Below are 22539 nucleotides of genomic sequence, written 5' to 3'. Positions count from 1 at the left end.
GGGCGCCCCCCTGCAAGGACTGGTTGCTACTTGTTGCCAAGGTACTTTTCGAAGCCCGCCGGCAGGTTCAGGCTCGAAGGATCGAAGTCCTGGTTGGCGCCCTGACCGAAGGCGGCACCGCTCGGGGCGGCGGCCTTCTTGTTCTTGGCCTCCAGCTCGGCCTGCGCGGCCTTGGCCGGGTTGCCGAACTTCTGCTGCTTCTTGCCCTTGCCCTTGGCCTTCGCCTTGCGGGCAGCGCCCTTGCCGGCCCCCGGCATGCCCGGGATGCCGCCGCCGGCAGCCATCTTCTTCATCATCTTCTGCGCTTCGGCGAAACGCTCCAGCATCTGGTTCACCTCGGAGACCGAAACGCCCGAACCCTTGGCAATACGCGCGCGGCGCGAGCCGTTGATGATCTTCGGAGCCACGCGCTCGTGCTGGGTCATCGAACGGACGATGGCCTCAACGCGGTCGATCTGGCGTTCGTCGAACTGCTCGAGCTGCTGGCGGGAGATCTGCGCGCCGGGCATCATGCCCAGCAGCTTCTTCATCGAGCCCATCTTCTTGATCTGGGCCATCTGGGCCAGGAAGTCGTCCAGGGTGAAGTCTTCCTGGTCGGCGAATTTCTTCGCCATGCGCTCGGCTTCGGTCTTGTCCCAGTTCTTCTCGGCCTGCTCGATGAGCGTCATCACGTCGCCCATGTCCAGGATGCGCGAAGCCATGCGGTCCGGATGGAAGATCTCGAAGTCGTCCAGGTTCTCGCCGGTGGAGGCGAACATGACCGGCTTGCCGGTGACCGAGGCGACCGACAGGGCGGCGCCGCCGCGGGCATCGCCATCGAGCTTGGAGAGCACGACACCGGTGAAGTCGACGCCCTCGTGGAAGGCCTGGGCGGTGTTGACCGCGTCCTGGCCGATCATCGCGTCGATGACGAAGAGGACTTCATCCGGGTTGATGGCGGCGCGGATGTTCGCGGCCTGGGCCATCATCTCGGTGTCCACGCCCAAGCGGCCGGCGGTATCGACAATCACGATGTCGTGCAGCTTGGCCTTGGCCTCGGCCACGCCGTCGCGGGCTACCGCTACCGGGTCGCCGGTGGCGGTGTCGAATTCCGAGGAGACGCCCGGGTGCGGTGCGTAGACCGGCACGCCGGCACGCTCGCCGTTGATTTGCAGCTGCTTGACGGCGTTGGGGCGCTGGAGGTCGCAGGCCACCAGCAACGGGGTGTGGCCCTCGGACTTCAGGTGCTTGGCCAGCTTGCCGGCCAGGGTGGTCTTGCCGGCACCCTGCAGGCCGGCGAGCATGATCACCGTCGGCGGGTTCTTGGCCAGGTTCAGGCGGCGGGTTTCCCCGCCCAGGATGCCAACGAGTTCCTCGTTGACGATCTTGACGACCTGCTGGCCCGGGTTCAGCGACTCGGAGACCTCGGCACCCAGAGCGCGTTCCTTCACCTGGGCCACGAAGCCGCGGACCACCGGTACGGCAACGTCGGCGTCAAGCAGGGCGCGGCGGATCTCGCGTGCGGTACCGTCGATATCCGCTTCAGTCAGGCGGCCCTTGCCGCGCAGGTTCTTGAAGGTTGCTGTCAGGCGATCGGAAAGTGAATTAAACACGTGCCGGGCACTTCTTTCGATAGGTCTTGTGGTGCGCATTGGAAAATCGCACAGGACTCAACTCCCAAGAATATCAATAATCGGGCGCTGGACTAACCAGCTGTGCAGCGTTTCACCAGTTGTCTCTTCCCCAGCGCCACGCTGCTCCCGTCCAAAGGGACGGGAGCAGCATCAAGGAACCGGGCAGCCAAGGACTACGGCTTGGCCTCGCTGGCAGGTGGTGCGGCTGCTGCCGGCGCCTGCGGGAGCTTCGCCGGGGCGGCCGCCTTGGACTTCACCGCGGCTGTCGCCTGAGGCTTCGGCTTGGCCGGCGGCGGGGCAACTTTCTGCACTGCCGGTGCTGCGATAGCAGGCTTGGGCTTGGGCAGGGTTGCGACCGGCGCCTTGGCGACCTGCTTCACGGGCGCTGCAACTTTAGGCTTGGCCGGGGCCGCGGGCTTGGGCTTCGCAGCCGGTACTTCCTTCGCAGCCGGCTTTTTCGCAGCAGTGGACTTGGCCGGCGGCAGGGCCTTGGCCACTGGCGGTTTCTTCTCCGGCTCTTGTGCCTGCAAGTCCACGGTCTTGGGTTGGGCTGCACCTAATTGGCGCTCTACGCGGGCAGCAGGGTCCGTGGGATCCTCGCTGGCTGGAGCATCCTTACCGCCTGGGCCCTGGTCCTCCCGGGGCTCGACGCCAGTTTCCTCGCTGGGTCCAGGCACTTGGGTTGGTTCAGAGGTTGGCGTGGAGTTGGTCGATTCCGTTGCCTCCGGAACGCTATCCGGAGCTGATGGCGCCACGCTGGAAGGTGGTGCCGAAGGACTTGGCGAGGCGGTCGGCGCCCTCGACGGGCTCGGCTCAGGAACTGGTGCAGTGCTGGGCGTCGGCGCTGCGCTCGGCGCGCTCGGCTTGGCCGACACGGGTGCCGGTGACGCTGATGCAGATGGCGTAGCCTCCGGGCTTTCGGTATTCAACTTTTGCGGCGGCTCGGGTTTCTTGCTCGGCTCTGGCGCCGGTTGCGCCGGACGCGGGGTCGGGCGGAGTTTGCCGGATTCCTTTTTCGGCTGCGCCTTCGGCTTGGCTGGCGCGGCTTGTTTCTTCTTGCTCGCCGCTGGCGGCTGGAGCGGATCCGCGTGGGAGTGCCTCGCGGTCTTCGGCGGCGCTGGATGCTCCGTTCGGGTCGATCCGTAATGCCTGGCCGCCCCGACGTACTGCCCGCTTCTTCCTGTTGCCGGTTGATGGCGCATCGCGCTGCCGGCATCGACTGCAAATTGCGTCGAAGCGAACAATGCCTGGCGTTGCCCGCCGCCTGAAGGAAGGTAGTTGCGCGGATTATGCCATTGGCCATTGACGATGACCTCGAAGTGCACATGGCACCCCGTGGAATTGCCGGTGGTCCCGGCCAGGGCGATGAGCTGGCCTTGGACAACAAGCTCGCCCACTCTGACGAGCAAGAGCGAGTTGTGGCTGTACCCGGTCTGCACCTCATGCCCGTGGTCAATGGTGACCCGCTGGCCCGAATGCCCGGCCCAGCCCGCGACGACCACCCGGCCCGACTCGCTGGCGCGCACGGGCGAACCGCAGGAAATTGGATAATCCTGGCCGATATGAATTTGGCGGCCGAACCCGGTCGGATTGAACCTCCAACCGTACGGGCTGGAAATCCGGCGGGTGGCCACTGGATGCTCCAACAGCAGACCAGGGCTCAGCATTGCCGGACGAATGCCCTGGTCGGCAGCTAGCGGCGCGGGCTGTGCCAGCGCTCCAGGGCTTGCATTTGCTGTCATCGCCGCCCGATTGGCGGCCACGTGTGCCAGCGGGTCGGGCGCGGGCCCTCCGGTCCTTCCGCCAAGTGAACTCAGTCCGAGGACTTGGATAGCGGGTGTTCCGCCCAGATCCGGTGCGGTGACAGCCTCGCTCCCCAGCGCCGGCGATGGCCCGGCGGGAAAGGCCAGCGTGCTTGATTGGGCTCTGGCTGGCACTGCACCGGCCGCCCCGGGCCAAGCCAATGCACTGCTTAAAGCGAAAGCCGCGGCAATGGCCAGCGCCCCATACGGAAGCCGCCGGCCATTCCCCAAAACGCCGCGCGGCACAGAGCTGCTTAAACCATGATGTTGTCGTCTCATAACTTGCCAGTCCCCCAAAAACTGCAACTACTCAACAGAACCTCAGAATAGCCCCGGCACGATGATTAATCCATGGCTAGTTGAAGCCTTCTTCAGCAGCGTGAGGATTCCATGCTCCGCCTCTTTCCCCCCTGCGCCATCGCGGCCACGCTACGCGCTTGGAAATCCAGCACCGGTTCGATGCGGTTTCGGCACCTGTGCGAGGCCCGAAGCACCCTGGAATCCGCCAAAGCACCATCCATCGCCAGGCCAGCCAGCACCTGTTGGGGACCGGATCCGGGCTGAACTTTTCAAAGCCCCACTTGGCACGTGGGCTGGCATGGGCCATGAAGAGGGCCTCGGCTCGCCGCGGCAGCGGGCTGGCCGGCGGCCCCACTCCCGGAATTCCCCAGACCGGGCAATGTCGCTGCCGGTCTCAGCCCTACTCATGTGGTGATAATGCTCTTGGGACCCCGTCGCGGCGCAACCGGTCCCACAGCGCAACACGCAGCAAAGGAGCACCGGTGGAGACCAGCACCCTGTCTAGCAGGCTATCGCGGTGGGCGGTCCTGTCCCGCGCCTGGCTGCAGGATTATCTCTATGCCGGTGCCTGGCAGCTGCGTTCGCTGCTGCCAAGTGCGGAGGCCGGCCGGCTGCGCTCCGGCTGCCATCCGGCAGCCGAACCGGTGGTGCTGATCCCGGGAATCTGGGAATCCTGGAAATTCCTGCTCCCGCTGGCCAACGCCCTGCACCAGGCCGGCCACCCGGTGCACGTGATCCCGCAGCTCGGCTTCAACCGCGGCACGGTGCCGGAGATGTCCCAGGTGGTCTCCAGCTATCTGGACCGGGCGCAGCTCGACGATGCGGTGCTGGTGGCGCACAGCAAGGGCGGGCTGATCGGCAAGTACCTGATGTCCGCCTCGCCGCAGGGCTACCGGATCAATCGGATGATCGCCATTGGCACCCCCTTCTCCGGTTCGCGCTATGCACGCTATGCGCCGGTCCGCTCCCTGCGTTCGCTGTCCCCCAACGACCAGGGTCTGCTCAAGCTCTCGGCCAACCTGAGCGTGAATTCCCGGATCATCTCCATCTACAGCAGCTTCGACCCGCACATCCCCGGCGGCTGCGACCTGGCCGGCGCCACCAACATAAAGCTGCCCACGCTGGGGCATTTCCGCTTGCTGGCCGATGCGCGCCTGCACGCCGCAGTGCTCAAGCACTTGGTACCTGGATTGCCGCCGGCCAGCTGAATTCCGGCAGGCAGCGCACCGCAATCCGTGCGTTCCGTGTGAATCGCCCGGTGCTGTTGAGCCCGCCGGGGCCCTGGCCTAGCGTGAGCGGACAAGGGCTGGATCCCCAGCCCGCAGCCCAGATGCAGACAGGAGCAGCCGATGGACCCGCAGGAATCCTCCGCGTCGCAGCCCGACGCACAGTTGGATGAAGCCCAAGAGGCCAATCGCGAAGCCGCAGCCACATCCAACCCCGACCCGGAGCAGCAACTGATTACCGGACTGGAGCCGGGCGGTTCGGTGCCGCCGGGCGAAACCCCGCCCGGTGAAGGCTCGATGAGCCAAGACCAGGGGCATGGCGAATAGCGGCCCGCAGCGTCCGATCAGCGAGGCGCGCATTGGACGCTGGCTTGAAGAGCTGGCCGAGTCGGACGGGAATCCGGGCGGCGGAGCGGCGGCGGCACTGATGCTCGGTGCTGCCGCCGCGCTGATGTCCATGTCCGCGGGCTACGGCTCGGCTTCCGGACCCGTTCACACAGAATTCGCCGGCCTGCAGGCCCGGGCCAAGCAGTTGCGGATCGACGCGCTGGGCCTGGCCGACCGGGATGCCAAGGCCTCCGCGGATTTCGGGGAAGCCTCCGCGCAACCGCCCTCGGAGCTGCGCGACCGCCAGCTCGCCGCGGCCTGCTTGCAGGCCGCGAAATCCTCGGCCGCACTCGGCGCGCTGGCCATGACCGCAGTGAATGACCTGCGCTGGCTTGACCAGCATGCGAAACCGCAATTGGTGGCCGATGTCGCCGCCGCGCTGGGCATGGTCCGCGCAGTGCTGCAGGCCGCCAGCAGCAATCTGCGCTACGACCTGTCCCAGCTGACCTTCGGCCCGGCGCACGCGCAGCACTCCGGATTATGGGATACCGCAGCATCGCTGGAGCGGGCGATGCAGACCGCCGGGCAGCTGGCCGCACGCGTTGATGCACGCATCAAGCGCTGATCCGGCTGCCCGGAAGCACCCTTTATGACAAGGAATGATAGACATGGTCCAGACACCGATTAATGCACTGATCCTGGTCTGCACCCTCTCCCCTTCGCCCAAAGCCTCCAGCAGCGATCTGCTGGCCCGGCAGGTGGCGGCGGAATTCAAGGAGCACCAGGTCCCCTCCGAGATCCTGCGCATTGCCGATTTCGACGTGAAGCCCGGAGTGCTCAAGGACATGGGAGGTGGCGACCAGTGGCCGGGGATCCGGCAGAAGCTGCTGGCCGCGGACATCCTGGTGCTGGCCACCCCGATTTGGGTAGGCCACCCCTCGAGCCTTGCCCAGCGGGTGCTGGAGCGGCTGGATGCCGAGTTGTCCCAGACCGACGAGCAGGGCCGCCCGATCCTCTTTGGCAAGGTGGGCGTGGTGGCCGTGGTGGGCAATGAGGACGGCGCGCACCACGTGATTGCGGAGCTGGGCCAGGGCCTGGCCGATGTCGGGTTCACCCTGCCGGCCCAGGGCTCGACCTATTGGGTGGGGCAGGCCATGCACACCACCGACTACCAGGATCTGGACCAGACCCCGCAGGTCACGGCCAACGCCACGCAGATCGCCACGCGCAACGCGGCGCATCTGGCGCGGCTGCTCAAGGCCCGGCCTTTCCCGGCCCCCTAGCCGCCGGATGCTGGGTGCTGCCTGCGGATCAGCGTCCGGCCATTGGCCAGCGGCGGCCGGTGCCCTAGCGTTTCAGCCAGCAGAAGACTGCGACCCCAGGCGAGAACTAAGGACGGGCCCATGCCGCACAACACCATCGACCAGACGACCTTGCACCGGTACCTGAGCGAACACCTGCTGGGTTCCGAATCGGGACTGAACCACTTCAAGGCCGCCCACGGCACCTGGGCGGACACCGCCTATGCCCAGCGTTTCGAATCGCTGCACCAGCAGGTCCAAGCGGATCAGGATGACCTGAAACGGATCATGGCCCGGCTGGGCTGCACCAAGCGGCCGATGGCCCGCCTGCTCGCTCCGGCGGCCAAGCTGGCCGGGCACGTCAACCCGTTCAATCCGCTGCGCATGCGCAAGCTGGCTGCCGCGCAGGTGCAGCTCGATGTGCTCACCGGGCTGCTCAATGCCAAGCTGCGCATGTGGCAGACGCTGCTGCTGATGCTGCCCCATGATCCGCGCCTGGACCAGGCGCTGCTGCAGGACCTGTCGCACCGCGCAGAGTCGCAGATCAGCCAGCTCAAGGCGCTCAGCGACGAAACCTGGCCCGAGCGCTTCGCCCCGCAGGTGAACGATGAACAGGGGGAACACCGCCCATGACACCAAAGAAAGCGAACATTGTTGGCGCCGGCCCCAATGGGCTGGTCGCCGCGGCGGTTTTGGCCGAGCAGGGATTCGATGTCCAGGTCTTCGAGCGCAATGCCCGTCCCGGCGGTGCCGCGGCCTCCGGCAGCACGCTGGGCGAAGGCACCATCGTGGATCTGGGAGCTGCCGCCCACCCCTTCGCCTATGGCAGCCGGGCCTTCGCGCATTTCGATCTGGCCGCCCATGGGCTGCAGTGGGATTTCCACGGCTATCCGCTGGCCCACCCGCTCGACGACGCCGAGTCGGTCTTCCTGCACCAGGACCTGGAAGCCACCATGGCGCAGTTCCCCGCCGATCGGAAGATCTGGCAGCTGCTGCATGGGCCGCTGGTGCGCCATCCGCAGGAGATCCTGGACAATGCCACCAGCCCGCTGCTGGGCATCCCGCCGCATCCGGTGCTCATGGCCCGCTTCGGGCTGCGCGCGCTGCCGCCGGCGAAGCTGCTGGCCGCCGCGTTCCGGACCCGGCAAGCCGCGGCGCTCTTCGCTGGATCCAGCGCGCATTCCATGCTGCCGCTCTCCCACCCGTTCACCTCGGGATTCGGCGCGCTCTTCGGGGCCTTGGGCCAATCATGGGGCTGGCCGGTGGCGCACGGGGGCACCGGCAGCATCATCGACGCGCTGCTGCGGGTGCTCGACGGACTGGGGGTGCAGATCCATACCGGGCACCAGATCACCCACCTCGCGCAGCTCCCCGATGCGGACCTCACCTTCCTGGATGCCACGCCCCGCCAGGTAGTGCAGCTCGCCGGCGACCAGCTCCCGGCACGCCTGCGTCGGCGGTTCGAGCGCTGGCGCTATGGCACCGCGGCCTACAAGGTGGACTACCTGCTCGATGGGCCGATCCCCTGGAAGGACGCGCGCACCGCGCAGGCCGGCACCGTGCATGTGATCGGCGATGCCGCCGAGCTGGCCCGGGCCGAGCGCCAGGTCGCTGCCGGGTCAATGCCCGAACGCCCGTTCGTGATGGTGGTCCAGCCTTCGAGCGCCGATGCCACGCGCGCCCCGGCCGGCCGGCACGTCATCTGGTCCTACGCCCACGTGCCCCAGGGCTACAGCGGGGATGCCGGTGCGCTCATCGATGCGCAGATCCAGCGGTTCGCGCCGGGCTTCAAGGACCGGATCGTGCAACGGGTAGTCACCGGCCCGGCGCAGCTGCAGGCCTGGAATCCGAATCTGGTCGGCGGGGATATCGGCGGCGGATCGCTGGCCGGCACCCAGCAGTTCTTCCGCCCCGCGCCCTCGCTGAATCCCTATTCGCTGGGCGTGCCGGGACTGTACCTGTGTTCCTCCTCCACCCCTCCGGGCGGCGGGGTGCATGGCATGGCCGGCTGGCACGCGGCGCACCGGGCGCTGCGTGATCTTGGGCGGGACTGAACCGCGCAATCACGGTAGCTGAATAGGGATACTGACTAGTAGAGAATAAAGTCTGGGAATTTCCTCAGAATCGCGGCCTGTTCGCAACAACTTGGTGGGCCAATGATAATTTTTTATCAAGTCCCCACCGCTGGCCGCAGGGTCCACAGCGCATTTCAAGGGCCACGCTGCCCAGTCCGGAGGGACAGATAACTGCATTGTTGAAGTGAGAAGTATCGTCTAGAAGTGGAGGGTAGTTCACATGCCAGGAAGGCTAGTCAGGTCCCAGACCGCGTTGCGCGTAGCAGAGCTGCTGGGATCACGCGAGGGAAGAAGGCATCTGAGCAGCTATGGCTGGACCCAAGGAATGCCAGTGGTCATGACACAGCCTTTGGAAGCGCTCGATGATGTGATGGGCCTGGTCTCGGTGCACAAGCGGCCGGTGCTGGTCGCGATGGTTGAACCGCAGACCGAGGAACTGAAGTTCTTGCACATTTCCGAGCCGTCTCCAGTCTTGGAAGTGGTTCAGGCCAGCGCGCCGCGCAGCAAGATCAAGGATCTGTTCGGCCAGGCCGAGCACAGCGGAATGGCTGCATTCCGTGTGAAGTACTGGCAATACACTGCGCTCGCCCACGCGGTTCCGGCTTTCGACGCCAGCAAGCTGGGACACAGGTACGCCACGCAGGAGTCCGGCAGCAGCGTGTAACCGCAAGCACCGCCGCAACGGGCACAGCCCCCGGGAAATCGCGCATCCGCGCAGATTCGCCGGGGGCTGTTCCTATGCCAGGGACCGGGACCGCTTACTTGGGCACTACCGGGCGTGGAGCATCTGGTGATCCAGCGCGGCAAGATAGTCCGCGAAGCCCTCGCGCAACCGCCCGCGCAAGCGCCCCGAGGTGATCGCCTGCAGGCGGGCCGTGGCCTGGACCCGGTAGCCGGCGCGGCGCAGCGCCTCGCCCAAGGCCACATCCTCCCGGGCCGCCAAGGGCTCGAAGCCTCCAACATCCAGGTAGGCAGCAGCGCACACTCCGAAGTTCGCGCCGTGGATATGGCCATGCCCCTCGATCGGCTGGTAGGCCTGCTCCCATAAGGCGAAGATATGCTCATCGAGTTCGCCGCGGTCCGGTTCCACGGTTCCGGCCACCGCATCGGCCCCGCCGGCGTGCAGGGTGGCAAAGCCCTCCAGCCAATGCTCGGCGACGCAGGTATCCGCGTCGGTGCTGGCCAGCCAGATGGCGCTCGGGTCCGCGTCCGCGCCGAAGCTGGCCAGGGCGTGGCGTGCCCCGGCAGCCCGGCTGGCTCCGACATTGCCGAAGCTGGCCTGCAGCAAGCTGATCCGCTGATCTGCGCTGATCTGCCGCTGGGCAACCTGTACCGTGCCGTCGGTGCAGCTATCGGCAACCACGATGGCCCGGACCTGCAGCTGCGGGCGGGCACGCGCCAACCGGTCCATGGCCGCGCGCACCGAATCCAGGCAGCGGCCCAGGCGTTCTTCCTCGTCATGGGCCGGGATGATGACCGCCATGGCCGCCAGCTGCCTACCCATGGGCACCAGCGGGCTTGCGCAGTATTTCAAGCAGGAAATCGGCCTCGCGATGCTCCACGATGCGCTCCCACCCCAGTTCTCCCGCCATCCGGTGCACATCCTCCCCGTCCAGCGGCCAGCCTTCAATGGGATGCAGCCAATGGCAGAGCACCAGCTCTCCGCCGGCTTCCAGTGCGGCAGCACTGGCGGCGAGCACCTGCGCCAATTCGTCGGCGGCCAGGAAATAGCCGATCTCGCTGAGCACTACCAGCTGCACGCTCCCCGGCTCCAGCTGCGGAAATTGTTGGGGCACCGTGGCCTGCAGCAAGCTGACATGCTCCATTCCGGCCACGGCACGCCGGGCCTGGACTAGCGCTGTAGCGCTGGCATCCACCGCCAGCAGGCTGGTGCTGCGGCGGCCCAGTTCGGCGCTCTGCACCCCGATGGAGCATCCCAGCTCCAGAACCGCCGCATACTGTTCCCGGGGCAGGGAGTCGAGCAGGATCTGCTGCTTGCGCTGCTCGTAGCGGCTGCTGCGGTATTCCCACGGATCTTCGCGTTGCCCGTAGAGCTCGTCGAAGACCACCGGAGCCGACGCGGCGTCCTTGTGGCCAGGCCAGGTGGCGCGGAAGATCTCGGCGCCGCGGGAAAAATGCTGCAGGAAGCCTTCGCTAAGGAGGACTTCGTCTCCTGGCAGGGCGGACAGCGGCCTGGTTTGGGAACGGTGGGCCTCCAGGGCGCGGGCCTTGGCATCCGCGCTGGATGCATCCAGGGCCAGCCGGCGCCAATGCCTGAAGCTGGGCTGCCGGTCCGGTTGCGCCCAGTGCCAGAACCAAATGGGGAATTCCAGATGGCAGGCATTGTGCGCCAGGGCGCAGTCCGCGGCGAGCAGGCCCAGGATTTCGTGGTCCGGGTGCCCGTCGCTGCGGTAGGTGCTGGCGATCAGGCAGCGCTCGCCGGCGTGCTGCTCAAGGGCTGCGCGGATCGGCTCCTGCTGCGCTTCGAGTTTCCCGTCGCCCAGGCCCAAGCAGTGCAGATGCAGCGTTCCGCTGCGCGGTCCTTGTACGCGCAGCGTGTCCATGGCCTCGGCCAGCTCGGCCTGGCGCAGCGCGGCCAACTGGGCCGGGGAGTGTGTGGTGGAGTCCGGATGCGAGGCTTCCCCGAAGCTGCAGACGATCACGTGGACATCGATCCCCCGGCCAAGGGCCATGCGGATCAGCCCTCCGGCTCCCAGCGTCTCGTCATCCGGGTGGGCGGCCAGGACAACCACCGATGCGATTGCGTGGAAGAGCTTCTCCGGATCCAGTGCGGCGATCCGCTCAAGCCCAGCCTGCTGCCAGCAGCTTGCAGATGTTCCCTGGTCCTGATGCGTGAAGTTCACCATGCGCTGCCACTTTCCGTTCCGGCGCGGTCCGCAATCAACTGGCCCAGCGCCGCGTCGTCGCGGGCCGCGTGGTGCTGGCGCAGATATATGCCCAGGTCAGCTGCACGCCGCGCATGCTCCTCATCGGCGGTCAGCGGGCCCGGACCGGTGGACTGGCCGCTGAGCTGCAACACCCGCTCGCAGGCCCCGGCCACCTGGCCGCGGACCCGATGGGCCGAAATGGCATCCAGCGCTCCGGCATCGGCCAGCCCGGCGGCCTGTTCCAGCAGCGCGGCGCAGCTGGCCAGCAAGCGGTCTGCTTCGCCGAGCCAAGCAAGGGCCAGCTGATCCGGGGTGCGCGCTTGGGCGCTGCGCAGCAGATGGCGGTAGATTCCCACCGCTGCCCCGAACCAGCAGGCGGCCACGCCAACGCCCCCGACAGCGAACCCGGGACGGGACAGGTACCAGCCGGCGTCCTGCACCGGTTGTGCCGGCACGCCGGTGAAGTTCACGCTGCCGCTGGGCAGCTGCGCCATGCCGCGGCTGACCCAGGCATCCGATGCCGGTTCAACGCCCGGATGCCGCAAGGAAACCATGAACAGCCGGCCGCCATCGGGCGTGGGGGCGGTGACCAGGGCATGCGTCAGCTGCGCGGCCAACGAGCACCAGGGCTTGGTGCCGTTCAGCTCCCATCCCCCGCCGGACTGGCGAACCGCTTCCAGGGTGGCGTTGGGCGGCTGCGCGGCGAAAACGCCCCATGCAGTGCCGGCCGGCCACGACATGCCCGCCTGGTTCAGGATTCCCGCGGCATCCAAATGCGGTTCCAGCGTCCTGGCCGCGACCAGGTCGGTGGCGGCCACGGAGGCCAGCAGCTCCCACAGGCGCTGGGTCTGTCCGGCCGCTGGCACCGGAGGTTCCTCCCCCGAACTTTCCAGCGTACGCAGCATCGCTTCCGGGTTGCCCTCGCAGCGCACGGCGGCCGCACGCACCGCGACTTCGGCGCCCCACCATAACTCGCTGTTGCGGGGGCGGGATCCTGGTTCGGCTGCACTAAACGACACCGGCCGCTGGTCCATCGATTCTCCTTCTCTGCGCGGAACTTTTGGCCAGTCTAGGTCACGGCCCATTCGTGCCCGGCCCAGCTGAATGACTCCTGATAACCGCAAAGAACAGCGCAACGCAGCGAGGCAGTTTATGGGATTGGCCGCCGCGACGGCGGCACTGTGATGATCTGCAAAGTTGGCCGCAAGCAAACTTTCAGCTTCGGGACCCCGATTTGCAATCTGCCCTATAGTTCAAGTTGTCAGTAACCAGATCCACACAGGAGGTAAGAATCATGGGAATTGGAGACAAGATCCAGAACAAGGCCCAGGAAGCATCTGGCAAGGCCAAGGAGGCCTACGGCGATGCCACTGATAATGAGCGCCTGCAAGCCGAAGGCGTGAAGGACCAGGCCGCCGCCAAGGCAAAGCAAGCAGGAGAACACGTCAAGGACGCCGCCAAGGATGTCAAGGACGACCTGTCCTAAACCGCACCACCAGCTATGCCCCATGGATACGAATCCATGGGGCATAGCTCTGCGCCAGGCAATGTGCACAGGAATACGGCCGCTGCTCCGGGAATTTGGAGCAGCGGCCGTTGGCGGTTTTCGGCGTCCTAGAGTTCGACGCTATTCGAGTCCCCGGGCTCGGCAGGTTTGCCGGTGAGCTTCTGCTTCACCCAGCCGGCCACCAGGCTCGCTGCCCCACCGGGGTTCTCCCAGTATTCAGCGGAGTCGGCATCGACGCGCAGCAGCACAGTCTGCGCAGATTCCGGGCCTTCGCTGGCGAAGGTCTCCACCGCGGCGTTCCACAGTTCCTTCTTCTTGGCGACATCGAGCACCACCTCGGCGTGGCCGCTGACCGACACCCACGCCTTGGATCCGCTGAACGCGGCATTGACCAGTCCCTGGGCCCGGATTTCCTGGACAATCCCGGCGTCGGCGGTAGAGAAGAACCAGAGTTCTCCTTCGTCGGTGGCTTCGATCAGCGTCAGGGGGCGGCTGGCCAGCCGTCCAGCGCTGAGGGTTGAGACCATGGCGATCCGCAGGTCCTGGATGATGCTGATGACTTTGCTTGCCTCGTCGTTGGCCATGAAGAGCTCCTTTGTCTTGGAATGATCTGGTCGTTTCACACGCTACCGAGGTGCTGGCCCGCGCCAAGGGGCGCCCAGGCGATTGCCAGCTTCGGCTCCTGCTCAGCTTTCCGGGTTCCGCCTGGAATCCGGATCCGCTTGCTCTTCGGCGTCCAGCTCGCTGGCGAAACGCAGCTGCCGCCCGTCGCTGATGTCCTGCTCTTCTTTTTCCTCCTGCTTCATGCTGGCCTTGGTATCCCGCGGCGGAAGCTGGACCGAACGCTCGGCGGCAATCCCCGCCTGCAGCTGGCGCCCGCGCTCGGCTTCTGCGTCGAAGACCGCGCCGAAGAGCAGCGACAGGTTGGCGATCCACAGCCACAGCAGCAGCACGATGACCCCGCCGATGGCGCCGTAGGTCTTGTTGTAGTTGCCGAAGTTAGAAACGTAGAAGAAGAACCCGACGGTCGCGATCGCCAGCACGAGCAGCGCGATGGCCGAACCGAGGCTGATCCAACGGAACTTCGGTTGCTTCACATTGGGAGCCCCGTAGTAGAGCACGGCCACCAGCACAATCGCGCACAGCACGATCACCGGCCATTTGGCGATATTCCATATCGCCACCGCGCCCTCGCCCAGCCCCATGGCGTTGCCCAGCGCCTGGGCCAGCGGACCGGAGACGATCAGCAGCATCCCCAGCACGGACACGGCCACAAGAAGCACCAGTGTCAGCAGCAGCATCAGCGGGCGCAGCTTGTAGAACGGCCGGCCTTCGGCCACCTCGTAGATCTGGTTCATGGCCCGTCCGAACGCCCCGACATACCCCGAGGCGCTCCATAGCGCACCGAGCAGACCGGCAATCAGGGCCAGGCCTGCCGACGGGGCCGATGCCAGCTGCTCGATGGGCTGGCGCAGGGTTTCGACCACTTCCTTGCTGGCCAGTTCCTCGATCAGCGAGAGGATGTTGCGGGTCATGTTCTCCGCCTGGCCGGCAACTCCGAGCAGGGAGACTACCGCCAGCAGGGCCGGGAAGATGGAGAGCATCGCGAAATAGGTCAGCGAGGCCGCCATATCCGTGCATTTCTTCCGGGAGAATTCCCTGATGGAGCGCTTGGCCGCGTATTTCCATGACCTGGAGTGCATATCCGGCGGGGAATCGGGTTTGGATTCGGCATCGGGTCCAGGAGCGTGCCGGGCTTTGGCAGCGGTTTCGGCCGCGTTCCCGTTCCCGGCATGGCTATCGGTTCCTGAAGGCATCTTGCACCTCTCTTCATCAGCTATCTGTGCCAGTTGATTGCCGCCGGCCCTGCTGCTGGGCCAGGCCGGCGCGGCAGGCGCACCGGATCATGCACCTGCCGCGCCACCTGCTAGGCCAGCTGGGCCGCGCTGCTACTCGGCGACCGGGAAACGCTCCCACGCGCGGTGGGTGGACAGCAACTGCTCCGCGCTTTCGGCCACCGCCGAAAGTTCCACCAGCGCGATGCCCGGCGCATCATCCTCCAGGCCCACCGCTTGCAGCAGGCCATCGGAGAGCCCGTCCAGGGTGATGATGGCCTTGTTGTGCCGGTAGGCCTCCGCGACCAGCAACGCCACGCGCGGGTCGATGGGAACCCCGCCTGCCCCCATGGCTCCGGCCTTGGCATCCAGCGCAACCGCGGCGTCCGGGGCCGGCGGCAGCGGGCCGATGAGCACCAGCGCATCGAATTCGATGGAGCGCGCCGTCAGGTAGGTGCGGTCAATGGGCAGGTCCGGGGCCACCTCGCCGCCGGAGGCCGAAACGAGCAGCGGGGACATGCCCCGTTCGGCCAGCGCCTGGGCTATTGCCGGCACATGCTGGTGGTTTCCGCTGTTGAACACCACCCCGACCTTGCGCCCGTCCACCGGCCAGGATTTCCCGATCTGGGACAGCGCGGGGCTGGCCACCGGATCATCCAGCTGCACTGCGGCCGGCGCCGGCAGGCCCAGTGCCTGGGCCACCGCGGCGGCCAGCTGGGTATCGATCTTCGCCAGGCATTCCACCTGCCGCTGGCGGATCGCGGTATCGGTGCACTTGCCCAGCTCAAAGGAGTAGGCCTGCTGCACATGGGCGCGCTCCACGGCCGAGAGGCTGATGTAGAACAAGCGCGCCTGGCTGTAGTGGTCCGAGAAGCTGGCCGGCTCGGAACGCACCTTCTTCCCGGAGGCCACAGGCTGCGGGAAGTCCAGCGGAGGCTGCTGGCCAGAAACCACCTGCGACATGTACGGACAGCCGCCATCCAGCGAGTTCGGCTTGTACGGCGCGATGCCCTTGGGCACCCGGTGCTGGTGGAAACCGTCGCGGAACATGTCGTTGACCGGCGAGTTCGGCGAGTTGATCGGGATCTGCGCGAAGTTCGGCCCGCCCAAGCGGGTCAGCTGGGTGTCCAGGTAGGAGAAGAGCCGCGCCTGCAGCAGCGGGTCGTCGCTGATATCGATGCCCGGAACCAGATGCCCGGGGTGGAAGGCGACCTGCTCGGTCTGCGCGAAGTAGTTCTCCGGGTTGCGGTCCAGCACCATCTTGCCCAGCGGCTGGACCGGGGCCAGCTCTTCTGGCACGAATTTCGTCGGATCCAGCAGGTCGATGCCCTCGAAGACCCCCGAGCCGTCATCGGGGAAAATCTGCACGCCCAGTTCCCATTCGGGGTAGGCGCCGGCATCAATGGCTTCGGCCAGATCGCGGCGGTGGAAGTCCGGATCCGCGCCGGCGGCCAGCTGGGACTCTTCCCAGGCCAGCGAGTGCACGCCGAGCTTGGGCTTCCAATGGAACTTCACCAGGGACGCTTTGCCCGCCTCGTTGACCATGCGGAAGGTGTGCACGCCGAAGCCTTCCATCATGCGCAGCGAGCGGGGTATCGCGCGGTCGCTCATCTGCCACATCACGTGGGCTTGGGCAGGGGTATGCAGGGAGACGAAATCCCAGAAGGTATCGTGGGCCGATTGCGCCTGCGGGATTTCGGTATCCGGGTGCGGCTTCGCGGCATGGACCAGATCCGGGAACTTGATGCCGTCCTGGATGAAGAACACCGGGATGTTGTTGCCCACCAGGTCGAAAATGCCCTCTTCGGTATAGAACTTCGTGGCGAAGCCGCGGGTATCGCGGGCTGTGTCCATCGAGCCGCGGGAACCGACCACGGTGGAGAACCGCACGAAGACCCGGGTCTGCTTGCCCGGCTTGAGGAAATCGGCCCGGCACAGCTCAGAGGCGTTGCCGTAGCTGATGAAGGAGCCGTGGGCGCCAGCGCCACGGGCGTGGACCACGCGCTCCGGAATCCGCTCGTGGTCGAAGTGCATGATCTTCTCGCGCAGGTGGTGATCCTGCAGCAAGGTGGGCCCGCGCTCTCCGGCTTTCAGCGAGTGGTCGGTATCGCTGACGGGAGCTCCCTGGTTGGTGGTCAGGAATTCGCTGTCCTGGCCGGGGCCGGACAACACCGGTTCCCCTCCCGGGCTTGCTTGCTGTTGTGGTTCGCTGGCCATGGCACTCTCCTAGCTGCTTGGGAATAATCGGCTGGTGAATGCCACGCTAGGGGCCGGTGCACGGCTGATGCCAGCGCGCTAGGCGATTCCCATGATTTACACATGTGCCCGCCACCGGGCGTGAACACGCCAGGACCGCCGGTGGCTGCATGGCCCACCCGCGGTCCTGGTAGGACGTTTCAGAAACGTCCTGCCCCTCGTGCTTGTGTTGCGTTACTTTCCAGATTCCGCTCCTTACTTGGAAACCAGCTGGTATCCATTTTCGTTGTGTTCCGCCTCGTCGATCCCGGCAATTTCGATATCTGCCGTGACACGCCATGGGCTGAACTTTCCAATGACCGTGGCGATGACCCAGGTCATCACCGCGGAGAAGACCATGACCACAATCAGGGTGGCTGCCTGGGCGATCAGCTGGGCGACGCCTCCGCCGTAGAACAGTCCGCCAGCGCTCTCCTCGGTTGGCAGGGCGAAGAAGCCAAGGAACAGGGTTCCGATCAAGCCGGCGACCAGGTGCACGCCGACAACATCCAGCGAGTCGTCGTAGCCCAGCTTCCATTTCAGGTTCACTGCCCAGGCTGCCCCGGCGCCAGCCAGGACGCCCAGCAGCATCGCGGCCCACGGGGCGACATCTGCGCAGGAAGGAGTAATGGCGACCAGGCCGGCCACCAGGCCGGAGGCGACACCCAGCGAGCTGGGGCGGGAACCGCGAAGCTTCTCAACCAGGATCCAGCCAAGGACGGCCGCACCCGGAGCTGCCAGGGTGTTGACCCAGATGAGTCCAGCCTGCTCGACGGTGGTCGCCGCACCGGCATTGAAACCGAACCAGCCGAACCACAGCAGGCCGGCACCGAGCATGACCAGCGGGGTGTTGTGCGGCTGCGGACGGTCGTGGAAGTTGTGGCGCTGGCCCAGCTTCAGGGCCAGGACCAGGGCTGCGATACCTGCGTTGGTGTGGACCACTGCGCCGCCGGCGAAGTCAATGGCTTCGCCGAAGATGCTGCCCAGGAATCCGTCAGCGGAGAGCAAGCCTCCACCCCAGACCCAGAAGGCCACCGGTGCGTACACCAGGGTGACCCACAGCGGGACGAAGAACAGCCATGGCGCAAAGCGGGCGCGGTCGGCGATGGCTCCGGAGATGATGGCTACCGAGATCATGGCGAAGGTACCGGCGAATCCGGCGGCGAGCAGCTCGGACTGCTCGGTGTTGTGCATGGCGAAGTCGCTGATTGGATTGCCGACGATTCCGGCGATGGCTGGTTCCCCGGCGGAGAACGAGTAGCCCCAGAGCACCCAGACAACGGCGGTGATCGCCGCGGCGGAGAAACTCATCAGCATCATGTTCACCACGCCGGTGGCGCGGGTCATGCCGCCGTAGAAAAGTCCCAGTGCCGGTGTCATCAGCAATACGAGTGCGGCAGCTATCAGGATCCATAAGCTGGCTACATCCAACTCCATCTGGATCACTTCCCCTCAAGGTATTCGGTGTATCGGTGGTGTTATGACTATCTAACGCGCCCGATGTTTCCGAACACTCGCTGCTTCGTTTCCGCTGTGTATCAAGTTCCTGCCGGGGGTAACGTTTGCTTCTCGGCAATGTTTCGCCGCCGTTTCGAACAGTTCACGGTGCTGCTGGCTGTCGATAAAAAGAACATCCCGGCATCAGCAGAAAGTGCTTTCTGCTGATGACGGGCTGGCGAGGCGGACGCCGGCAGCGGCTACAGTCGCTTGATCTTCACGACCTGGAACTTCGGCACCGTAGTGGATCCGCCGATGGTCGTGTCGTAGCTCAGGGATCCGGTCACCGTGGCGGTGATTTGGACAATGTCCTCGGCTACGATGTCATCCAGCGCCTCGCAGTCCGCCAGACCGTCTCCGGCTGTGAACATCGAATTGTGCTCGTAGTCGTATTTGCCCACCTGCGCGTGGCTCAGCTCGGCACGGAAGGTGCAGGGACCGGTCGCGGAATCGAACTGGGTGACCAGACCGTAGAGAATCACATTCTCATCGATGTGCGAGTCCGGTTGCTTCACGATTTGCGCCAGAGCCCGCTTGGTGACCTTCTTGGCCTTGTTGGCCTTGGCTTTTTCCGCCGCGGCCTCAGCTTCCCTGTCTTTCTTTTCCTGCGCCTTGCGTTCCTTCTGGGCTTCTGCGGCCGCTGCGCGTTCTTCCTCGGCTGCGCGAAGCCCTGCTGCTTCTTCCTTGGCCAGGGCCAATTGAGTTTCGGTTTCTGCCAGCTGGGCTTGCAGTGTTTCCTTTTCAGCAGCTATGGCTGCGCTCAAGGCTTGCGCAGCCTCGAACTCTTCTGCCGAAACCCCGCAGGCAGTCAGCGATAGAATTCCGGCCAGTGCGGTTGCAGTTACCACGAACCTCTTCATGCTCATTCCCCATTTCACGAGTGCGAGTTGCTTGAACCCCCAAGTTTCAAGTACCCATGATCCTTACAGGGGCCGGGGACAATTTAGCTGGAGCAGGCACACTGGAAGCATGGACCGATCTTTCTTCTTGCCCGATGCCTTGGACGTTGCGCCCCGGTTGCTCGGGGCAGTACTCACCGTGGATTCCAGTGATGGACCGGTCAGCGTGCGCATCACCGAAACCGAAGCGTACATGGGCCTGGGAACCGCAGGGCCCTATGATCCGGGCAGCCACTCGAAGGACAGGAAAACCGATCGCAACGCGTCCATGTTCCTGGAACCCGGGCACGCGTACGTGTACTTCACCTACGGAATGCATTACGCCCTGAATTTCGTTTGCTCACCGCCAGGAGCTGCGTCCGGGGTGCTGATACGTTCTGGCGAAATTATTTCCGGCGCCGACCTGGCCCACGCACGAAGACTGGAGAAGCGGCCCATCCGCTACGCCCGCAATCCCATCCCGGAAATCCAGCTGGCCCGTGGACCGGGGAACTTGGCCACCGCATTGGGACTCACGAGATTAGAACATGACGGGCTGGATCTGTTCGCTGCACCCTTTACCCTCCATGCTGCCTCTAGTCCCCCGGAGGCTTTGCGCACCGGACCCCGTGTTGGCGTCGCGGGGATAGCCGGCGGTCCGCAGTTCCCCTGGCGATTCTGGCTGCCCGATGAGCCAAGCGTTTCCGCTTTTCGCCCGGGCCGCGATGCTCCTGGGGCAGTCACGGGCATCAGGAATCAGAAATAGGCTCTGGCTGCAACGCAATTAATGCGTTGAAGCCAGAGCCTATCGAGCAAGGTGCCGCAAAGCCCTATGCTGCCGGGAACAGTTCCTTCGAATCCAGTTCCTTCTTCAGCCGGGATTCCAGGGTCTGGGACAGGGACTCGGCAAAGGTTTCGGTCAGGTGCGAGTGGTCCCAATAGGCCACGATGCCACCGACTACCGCAAAGCAGCGTCCGTCCTCGCACAGCTGGTCATTCATGTCGACGTCGATAATATTCGGCTTATCCAGGGCCTTCACCGCGTCGGCTTGCGGATCCATCGGAATCCATTGCTTCGCCTCGCCACTGCATTCGCTGAATTCGCCATCGCTGGAGGCCACGCAGTCAGGCACATTCTCCACGGTCTCCCCCGGGAAGGACGTATCCCGGATGACCGCTACAGCGGCGCCGGTGCCGGCCCAGTCCTGGAGAATCTTTTCGTAGGCCTTCTGGGCAGGCTCAGCGGTGTTTTCCATTTCGTATCCGGAAACCGGAAGGGACTGGCGGTTGGAGCTGATCACCAGATCATAGTCTTCCTTTTCGATCTGCTTGGTCACCCAGCTGCCATAATCAGCGCAGCCCTTTTCCCGTGCCTTGGAGTCAAAGACCTGGGGTTCGCCCATGACGGCGCATCGGCTGGCCAAATAGGTATCAATACTCCAGCCATTCTTCTTCGCCATAGGTTCCAAGGCAGGAATCCACTGGCCTGCATGCGAGTTTCCAACCAGTGCTACCTTGATCTTGCCATCACCGTAGTTGCATACCGGGCGGTCCTTGTAGTCGGCGTCCTGGCTGGCGAAGCAATCGTCCTTGTAGACAACCGGCTTGTCGGTCTTCGCAACTACCGGGGCGGGAGCCACCGGCTGGTAGGCCGTCTCGATATTCACTGCTTCACCGCATGATTCACTGAGCGACGCGGCACCGAAGCAGTCTTCGCCCAGCTCCTTTTCGACCTGGGCCAAGGCCTTGTCGACGTCTTGGGCGTCATTGATAATGCGTTCGGTGTTGAGGTAGAAAGCTCCGGCAACCAAAGCCAAGACGAGGCTGCCCGTGGCAAGGAAGCGTGGCGCCGTGAGCAGTACCGAGGCGTCAATGAACTTACGGAATCGAACCTCGACAAGCTTCTGCGTCAAAACAGCCAAGACCAGCGTCAAGGCCAGGGCAATGATCTTCTGAGGCCACTTGAAGTCTTCCACCATGAACGGCATCAGGATCAATAGCGGCCAATGCCAGAGGTAGATGGCATAGGAATTGTCACCGAAGAACTGGAACGGCTTGCTGCTCAAGAACATGTTGGGCGAGTACTTGTGCGTGGAATGGCAGAGCAGGATCAGTGCGGTGCCGAATACGGGAATTGCTGCAATGTATCCGGGGAACGGCATCTGCCCGGTAAAGGCCACTGCGCTGAATGCGACGGCAAGGACTCCGCCCCACGACCCGATCAAGCTCATCACATCACTCTTGGCCGCATGCGCACGCGCTCCCAAGGCCGCCACCAGGGCGCCTGCCGAGAATTCCCAGACTCGGGTAAAGGTCGAGAAGTACGCGCTGCCCGGTTCAGTCGCGGTTGCGTATAGCGAGTATCCGAAGGAAATCACGAAGACGGCGCTGATTCCGGCCAACGCGGCGGTTGCCGGCTTGATTCCGGACTTGATTGCGGCGAAGATCAGCACGCCGATCAGAATTGGCCATACGAAATAGAACTGCTCTTCTGCAGACAGGGACCAGAAATGCTGGAAGGGGCTTGGAGCTTCGCCTTCGGCAAGGTAATCGACCTTGGTCAGTGCCAGGTACCAGTTCTGGAAGTAGAACGTCGCGGCCATCGCTTGCAGTCCCCAGTCCTGCCACACCGTGGACGGTGCGAAGAACCAGATGCCCAAGACGCTGGCCAGGATCACCAGGAAGGAGGCAGGGATCAGCCGCTTGACTCGCCTCATCCAGAAATTGACGACATCGCCAATGCTCTTCGGCGGCTTGGCGAGCAGATGCGAAGTGATCAGGAATCCTGAGATCACGAAGAACACGTCGACTCCGACGAAGCCGCCGGGCAGATAGTGCCCCCAGAAGTGGTACAGCACAACAACACCTACGGCGATGGCGCGCAGGCCCTGGATGTCCATGCGGAAAGCCCTGGGCTTAGGGTCCTGCGTGACGGGTATGGGCAGGTCTTGGTTCGACGACACTTCTGGATGGATCCTTTACCGGCTGGTCTGGCCGCACGGGGCATCCAGAATCAACCGGAGTATCCCTCATGCAGTGCGTACAGATTGAAGGG

20 protein-coding genes are annotated in these 22539 nt (G+C 64.9%); 9 read left to right on the top strand and 11 right to left on the bottom strand.

Going from position 1 to position 22539, the window contains the following annotated elements; all coding sequences use genetic code 11:
- Positions 1–26: 26 nt before the first annotated feature.
- Together ffh and ACNPN0_RS12475 are read right to left on the bottom strand one after the other, a co-directional pair.
- On the bottom strand, positions 27–1592 hold the full coding sequence (gene ffh, locus ACNPN0_RS12480) for a signal recognition particle protein (RefSeq protein WP_105661194.1): 1566 nt from the start codon (positions 1590–1592) through the stop codon (positions 27–29).
- Positions 1593–1786: 194 nt separating this feature from the next.
- Positions 1787–3355, bottom strand: coding sequence for a peptidoglycan DD-metalloendopeptidase family protein (locus ACNPN0_RS12475; protein WP_448938935.1), 1569 nt, complete (start codon positions 3353–3355; stop codon positions 1787–1789).
- A gap of 842 nt (positions 3356–4197) precedes the next feature.
- Here ACNPN0_RS12475 and ACNPN0_RS12470 point away from each other — a divergent pair.
- From ACNPN0_RS12470 to ACNPN0_RS12440, 7 genes are all read left to right on the top strand, one after another.
- Positions 4198–4923 (top strand): alpha/beta hydrolase, encoded by a 726-nt coding sequence (locus tag ACNPN0_RS12470; RefSeq protein WP_332498891.1) that lies wholly within the window; start codon positions 4198–4200, stop codon positions 4921–4923.
- A 141-nt stretch (positions 4924–5064) separates the two neighbouring features.
- Positions 5065–5268 carry a DUF6480 family protein gene (locus ACNPN0_RS12465; protein ID WP_105657709.1) on the top strand — a complete coding sequence of 68 codons (204 nt, stop codon included), beginning with the start codon at positions 5065–5067 and terminating at the stop codon, positions 5266–5268.
- A complete protein-coding gene (locus tag ACNPN0_RS12460; RefSeq protein ID WP_448938921.1) occupies positions 5258–5893 on the top strand; it encodes a cyclodeaminase/cyclohydrolase family protein in 636 nt (211 codons plus the stop codon). Before ACNPN0_RS12465 ends, ACNPN0_RS12460 begins: the two co-directional genes overlap by 11 nt.
- 43 nt (positions 5894–5936) lie before the next feature.
- On the top strand, positions 5937–6551 hold the full coding sequence (locus ACNPN0_RS12455; RefSeq protein ID WP_448938572.1) for a flavodoxin family protein: 615 nt from the start codon (positions 5937–5939) through the stop codon (positions 6549–6551).
- 120 nt (positions 6552–6671) lie between these two features.
- Positions 6672–7202 (top strand): hypothetical protein, encoded by a 531-nt coding sequence (locus tag ACNPN0_RS12450; RefSeq protein WP_448938571.1) that lies wholly within the window; start codon positions 6672–6674, stop codon positions 7200–7202.
- The gene (locus ACNPN0_RS12445; RefSeq protein ID WP_448938570.1) at positions 7199–8623 is read left to right on the top strand and encodes a phytoene desaturase family protein; all 1425 of its coding nucleotides are present in this window, start codon (positions 7199–7201) and stop codon (positions 8621–8623) included. The genes ACNPN0_RS12450 and ACNPN0_RS12445 overlap by 4 nt, the downstream gene beginning before the upstream one ends.
- Positions 8624–8981: 358 nt before the next feature.
- Positions 8982–9308, top strand: a complete 327-nt coding sequence (locus ACNPN0_RS12440) for a hypothetical protein (protein WP_286134535.1) — start codon at positions 8982–8984, stop codon at positions 9306–9308.
- A 105-nt stretch (positions 9309–9413) separates the two neighbouring features.
- Here ACNPN0_RS12440 and ACNPN0_RS12435 read toward each other — a convergent pair whose 3' ends face one another.
- Genes ACNPN0_RS12435 through ACNPN0_RS12425 form a run of 3 tightly spaced genes read right to left on the bottom strand, consistent with a single transcriptional unit; the run spans position 9414 to position 12566 of the window.
- Positions 9414–10148, bottom strand: a complete 735-nt coding sequence (locus ACNPN0_RS12435) for a glycosyltransferase (RefSeq protein ID WP_448938920.1) — start codon at positions 10146–10148, stop codon at positions 9414–9416.
- Complete coding sequence (locus ACNPN0_RS12430; protein WP_448938568.1) at positions 10141–11511, bottom strand: PIG-L family deacetylase; 1371 nt, start codon at positions 11509–11511, stop codon at positions 10141–10143. The genes ACNPN0_RS12435 and ACNPN0_RS12430 overlap by 8 nt, the downstream gene beginning before the upstream one ends.
- Positions 11505–12566, bottom strand: a complete 1062-nt coding sequence (locus ACNPN0_RS12425) for an acyl-CoA dehydrogenase family protein (RefSeq protein WP_133833467.1) — start codon at positions 12564–12566, stop codon at positions 11505–11507. Before ACNPN0_RS12425 ends, ACNPN0_RS12430 begins: the two co-directional genes overlap by 7 nt.
- Positions 12567–12826: 260 nt before the next feature.
- On the opposite strand from ACNPN0_RS12425, the gene ACNPN0_RS12420 reads away from it, so the two are divergent.
- On the top strand, positions 12827–13018 hold the full coding sequence (locus ACNPN0_RS12420) for a CsbD family protein (RefSeq protein ID WP_105657701.1): 192 nt from the start codon (positions 12827–12829) through the stop codon (positions 13016–13018).
- A gap of 128 nt (positions 13019–13146) precedes the next feature.
- Here the strand turns inward: ACNPN0_RS12420 and ACNPN0_RS12415 are convergent, their stop codons facing one another.
- From ACNPN0_RS12415 to ACNPN0_RS12395, 5 genes are all read right to left on the bottom strand, one after another.
- Positions 13147–13623: a pyridoxamine 5'-phosphate oxidase family protein gene (locus tag ACNPN0_RS12415; RefSeq protein ID WP_133833468.1), complete on the bottom strand. Its 477-nt coding sequence runs from the start codon at positions 13621–13623 to the stop codon at positions 13147–13149.
- 102 nt (positions 13624–13725) lie between these two features.
- Complete coding sequence (locus ACNPN0_RS12410) at positions 13726–14856, bottom strand: YihY/virulence factor BrkB family protein (protein WP_448938567.1); 1131 nt, start codon at positions 14854–14856, stop codon at positions 13726–13728.
- 132 nt (positions 14857–14988) lie between these two features.
- Complete coding sequence (locus ACNPN0_RS12405) at positions 14989–17091, bottom strand: catalase (RefSeq protein ID WP_448938566.1); 2103 nt, start codon at positions 17089–17091, stop codon at positions 14989–14991.
- A gap of 234 nt (positions 17092–17325) precedes the next feature.
- On the bottom strand, positions 17326–18546 hold the full coding sequence (locus tag ACNPN0_RS12400; protein WP_332728541.1) for an ammonium transporter: 1221 nt from the start codon (positions 18544–18546) through the stop codon (positions 17326–17328).
- A 260-nt stretch (positions 18547–18806) separates the two neighbouring features.
- Complete coding sequence (locus tag ACNPN0_RS12395) at positions 18807–19466, bottom strand: hypothetical protein (protein WP_448938565.1); 660 nt, start codon at positions 19464–19466, stop codon at positions 18807–18809.
- A 109-nt stretch (positions 19467–19575) separates the two neighbouring features.
- Here ACNPN0_RS12395 and ACNPN0_RS12390 point away from each other — a divergent pair, with 109 nt between their 5' ends.
- Positions 19576–20250, top strand: a complete 675-nt coding sequence (locus ACNPN0_RS12390; RefSeq protein ID WP_448938564.1) for a DNA-3-methyladenine glycosylase — start codon at positions 19576–19578, stop codon at positions 20248–20250.
- A 64-nt stretch (positions 20251–20314) separates the two neighbouring features.
- Here ACNPN0_RS12390 and ACNPN0_RS12385 read toward each other — a convergent pair whose 3' ends face one another.
- Complete coding sequence (locus ACNPN0_RS12385; protein WP_448938563.1) at positions 20315–22447, bottom strand: acyltransferase family protein; 2133 nt, start codon at positions 22445–22447, stop codon at positions 20315–20317.
- Between the last annotated feature and the right edge of the window lie 92 nt (positions 22448–22539).

The organism is Glutamicibacter sp. AGC84, assembly GCF_053543575.1.
This window is presented reverse-complemented; position numbering and strand designations above follow the sequence as displayed.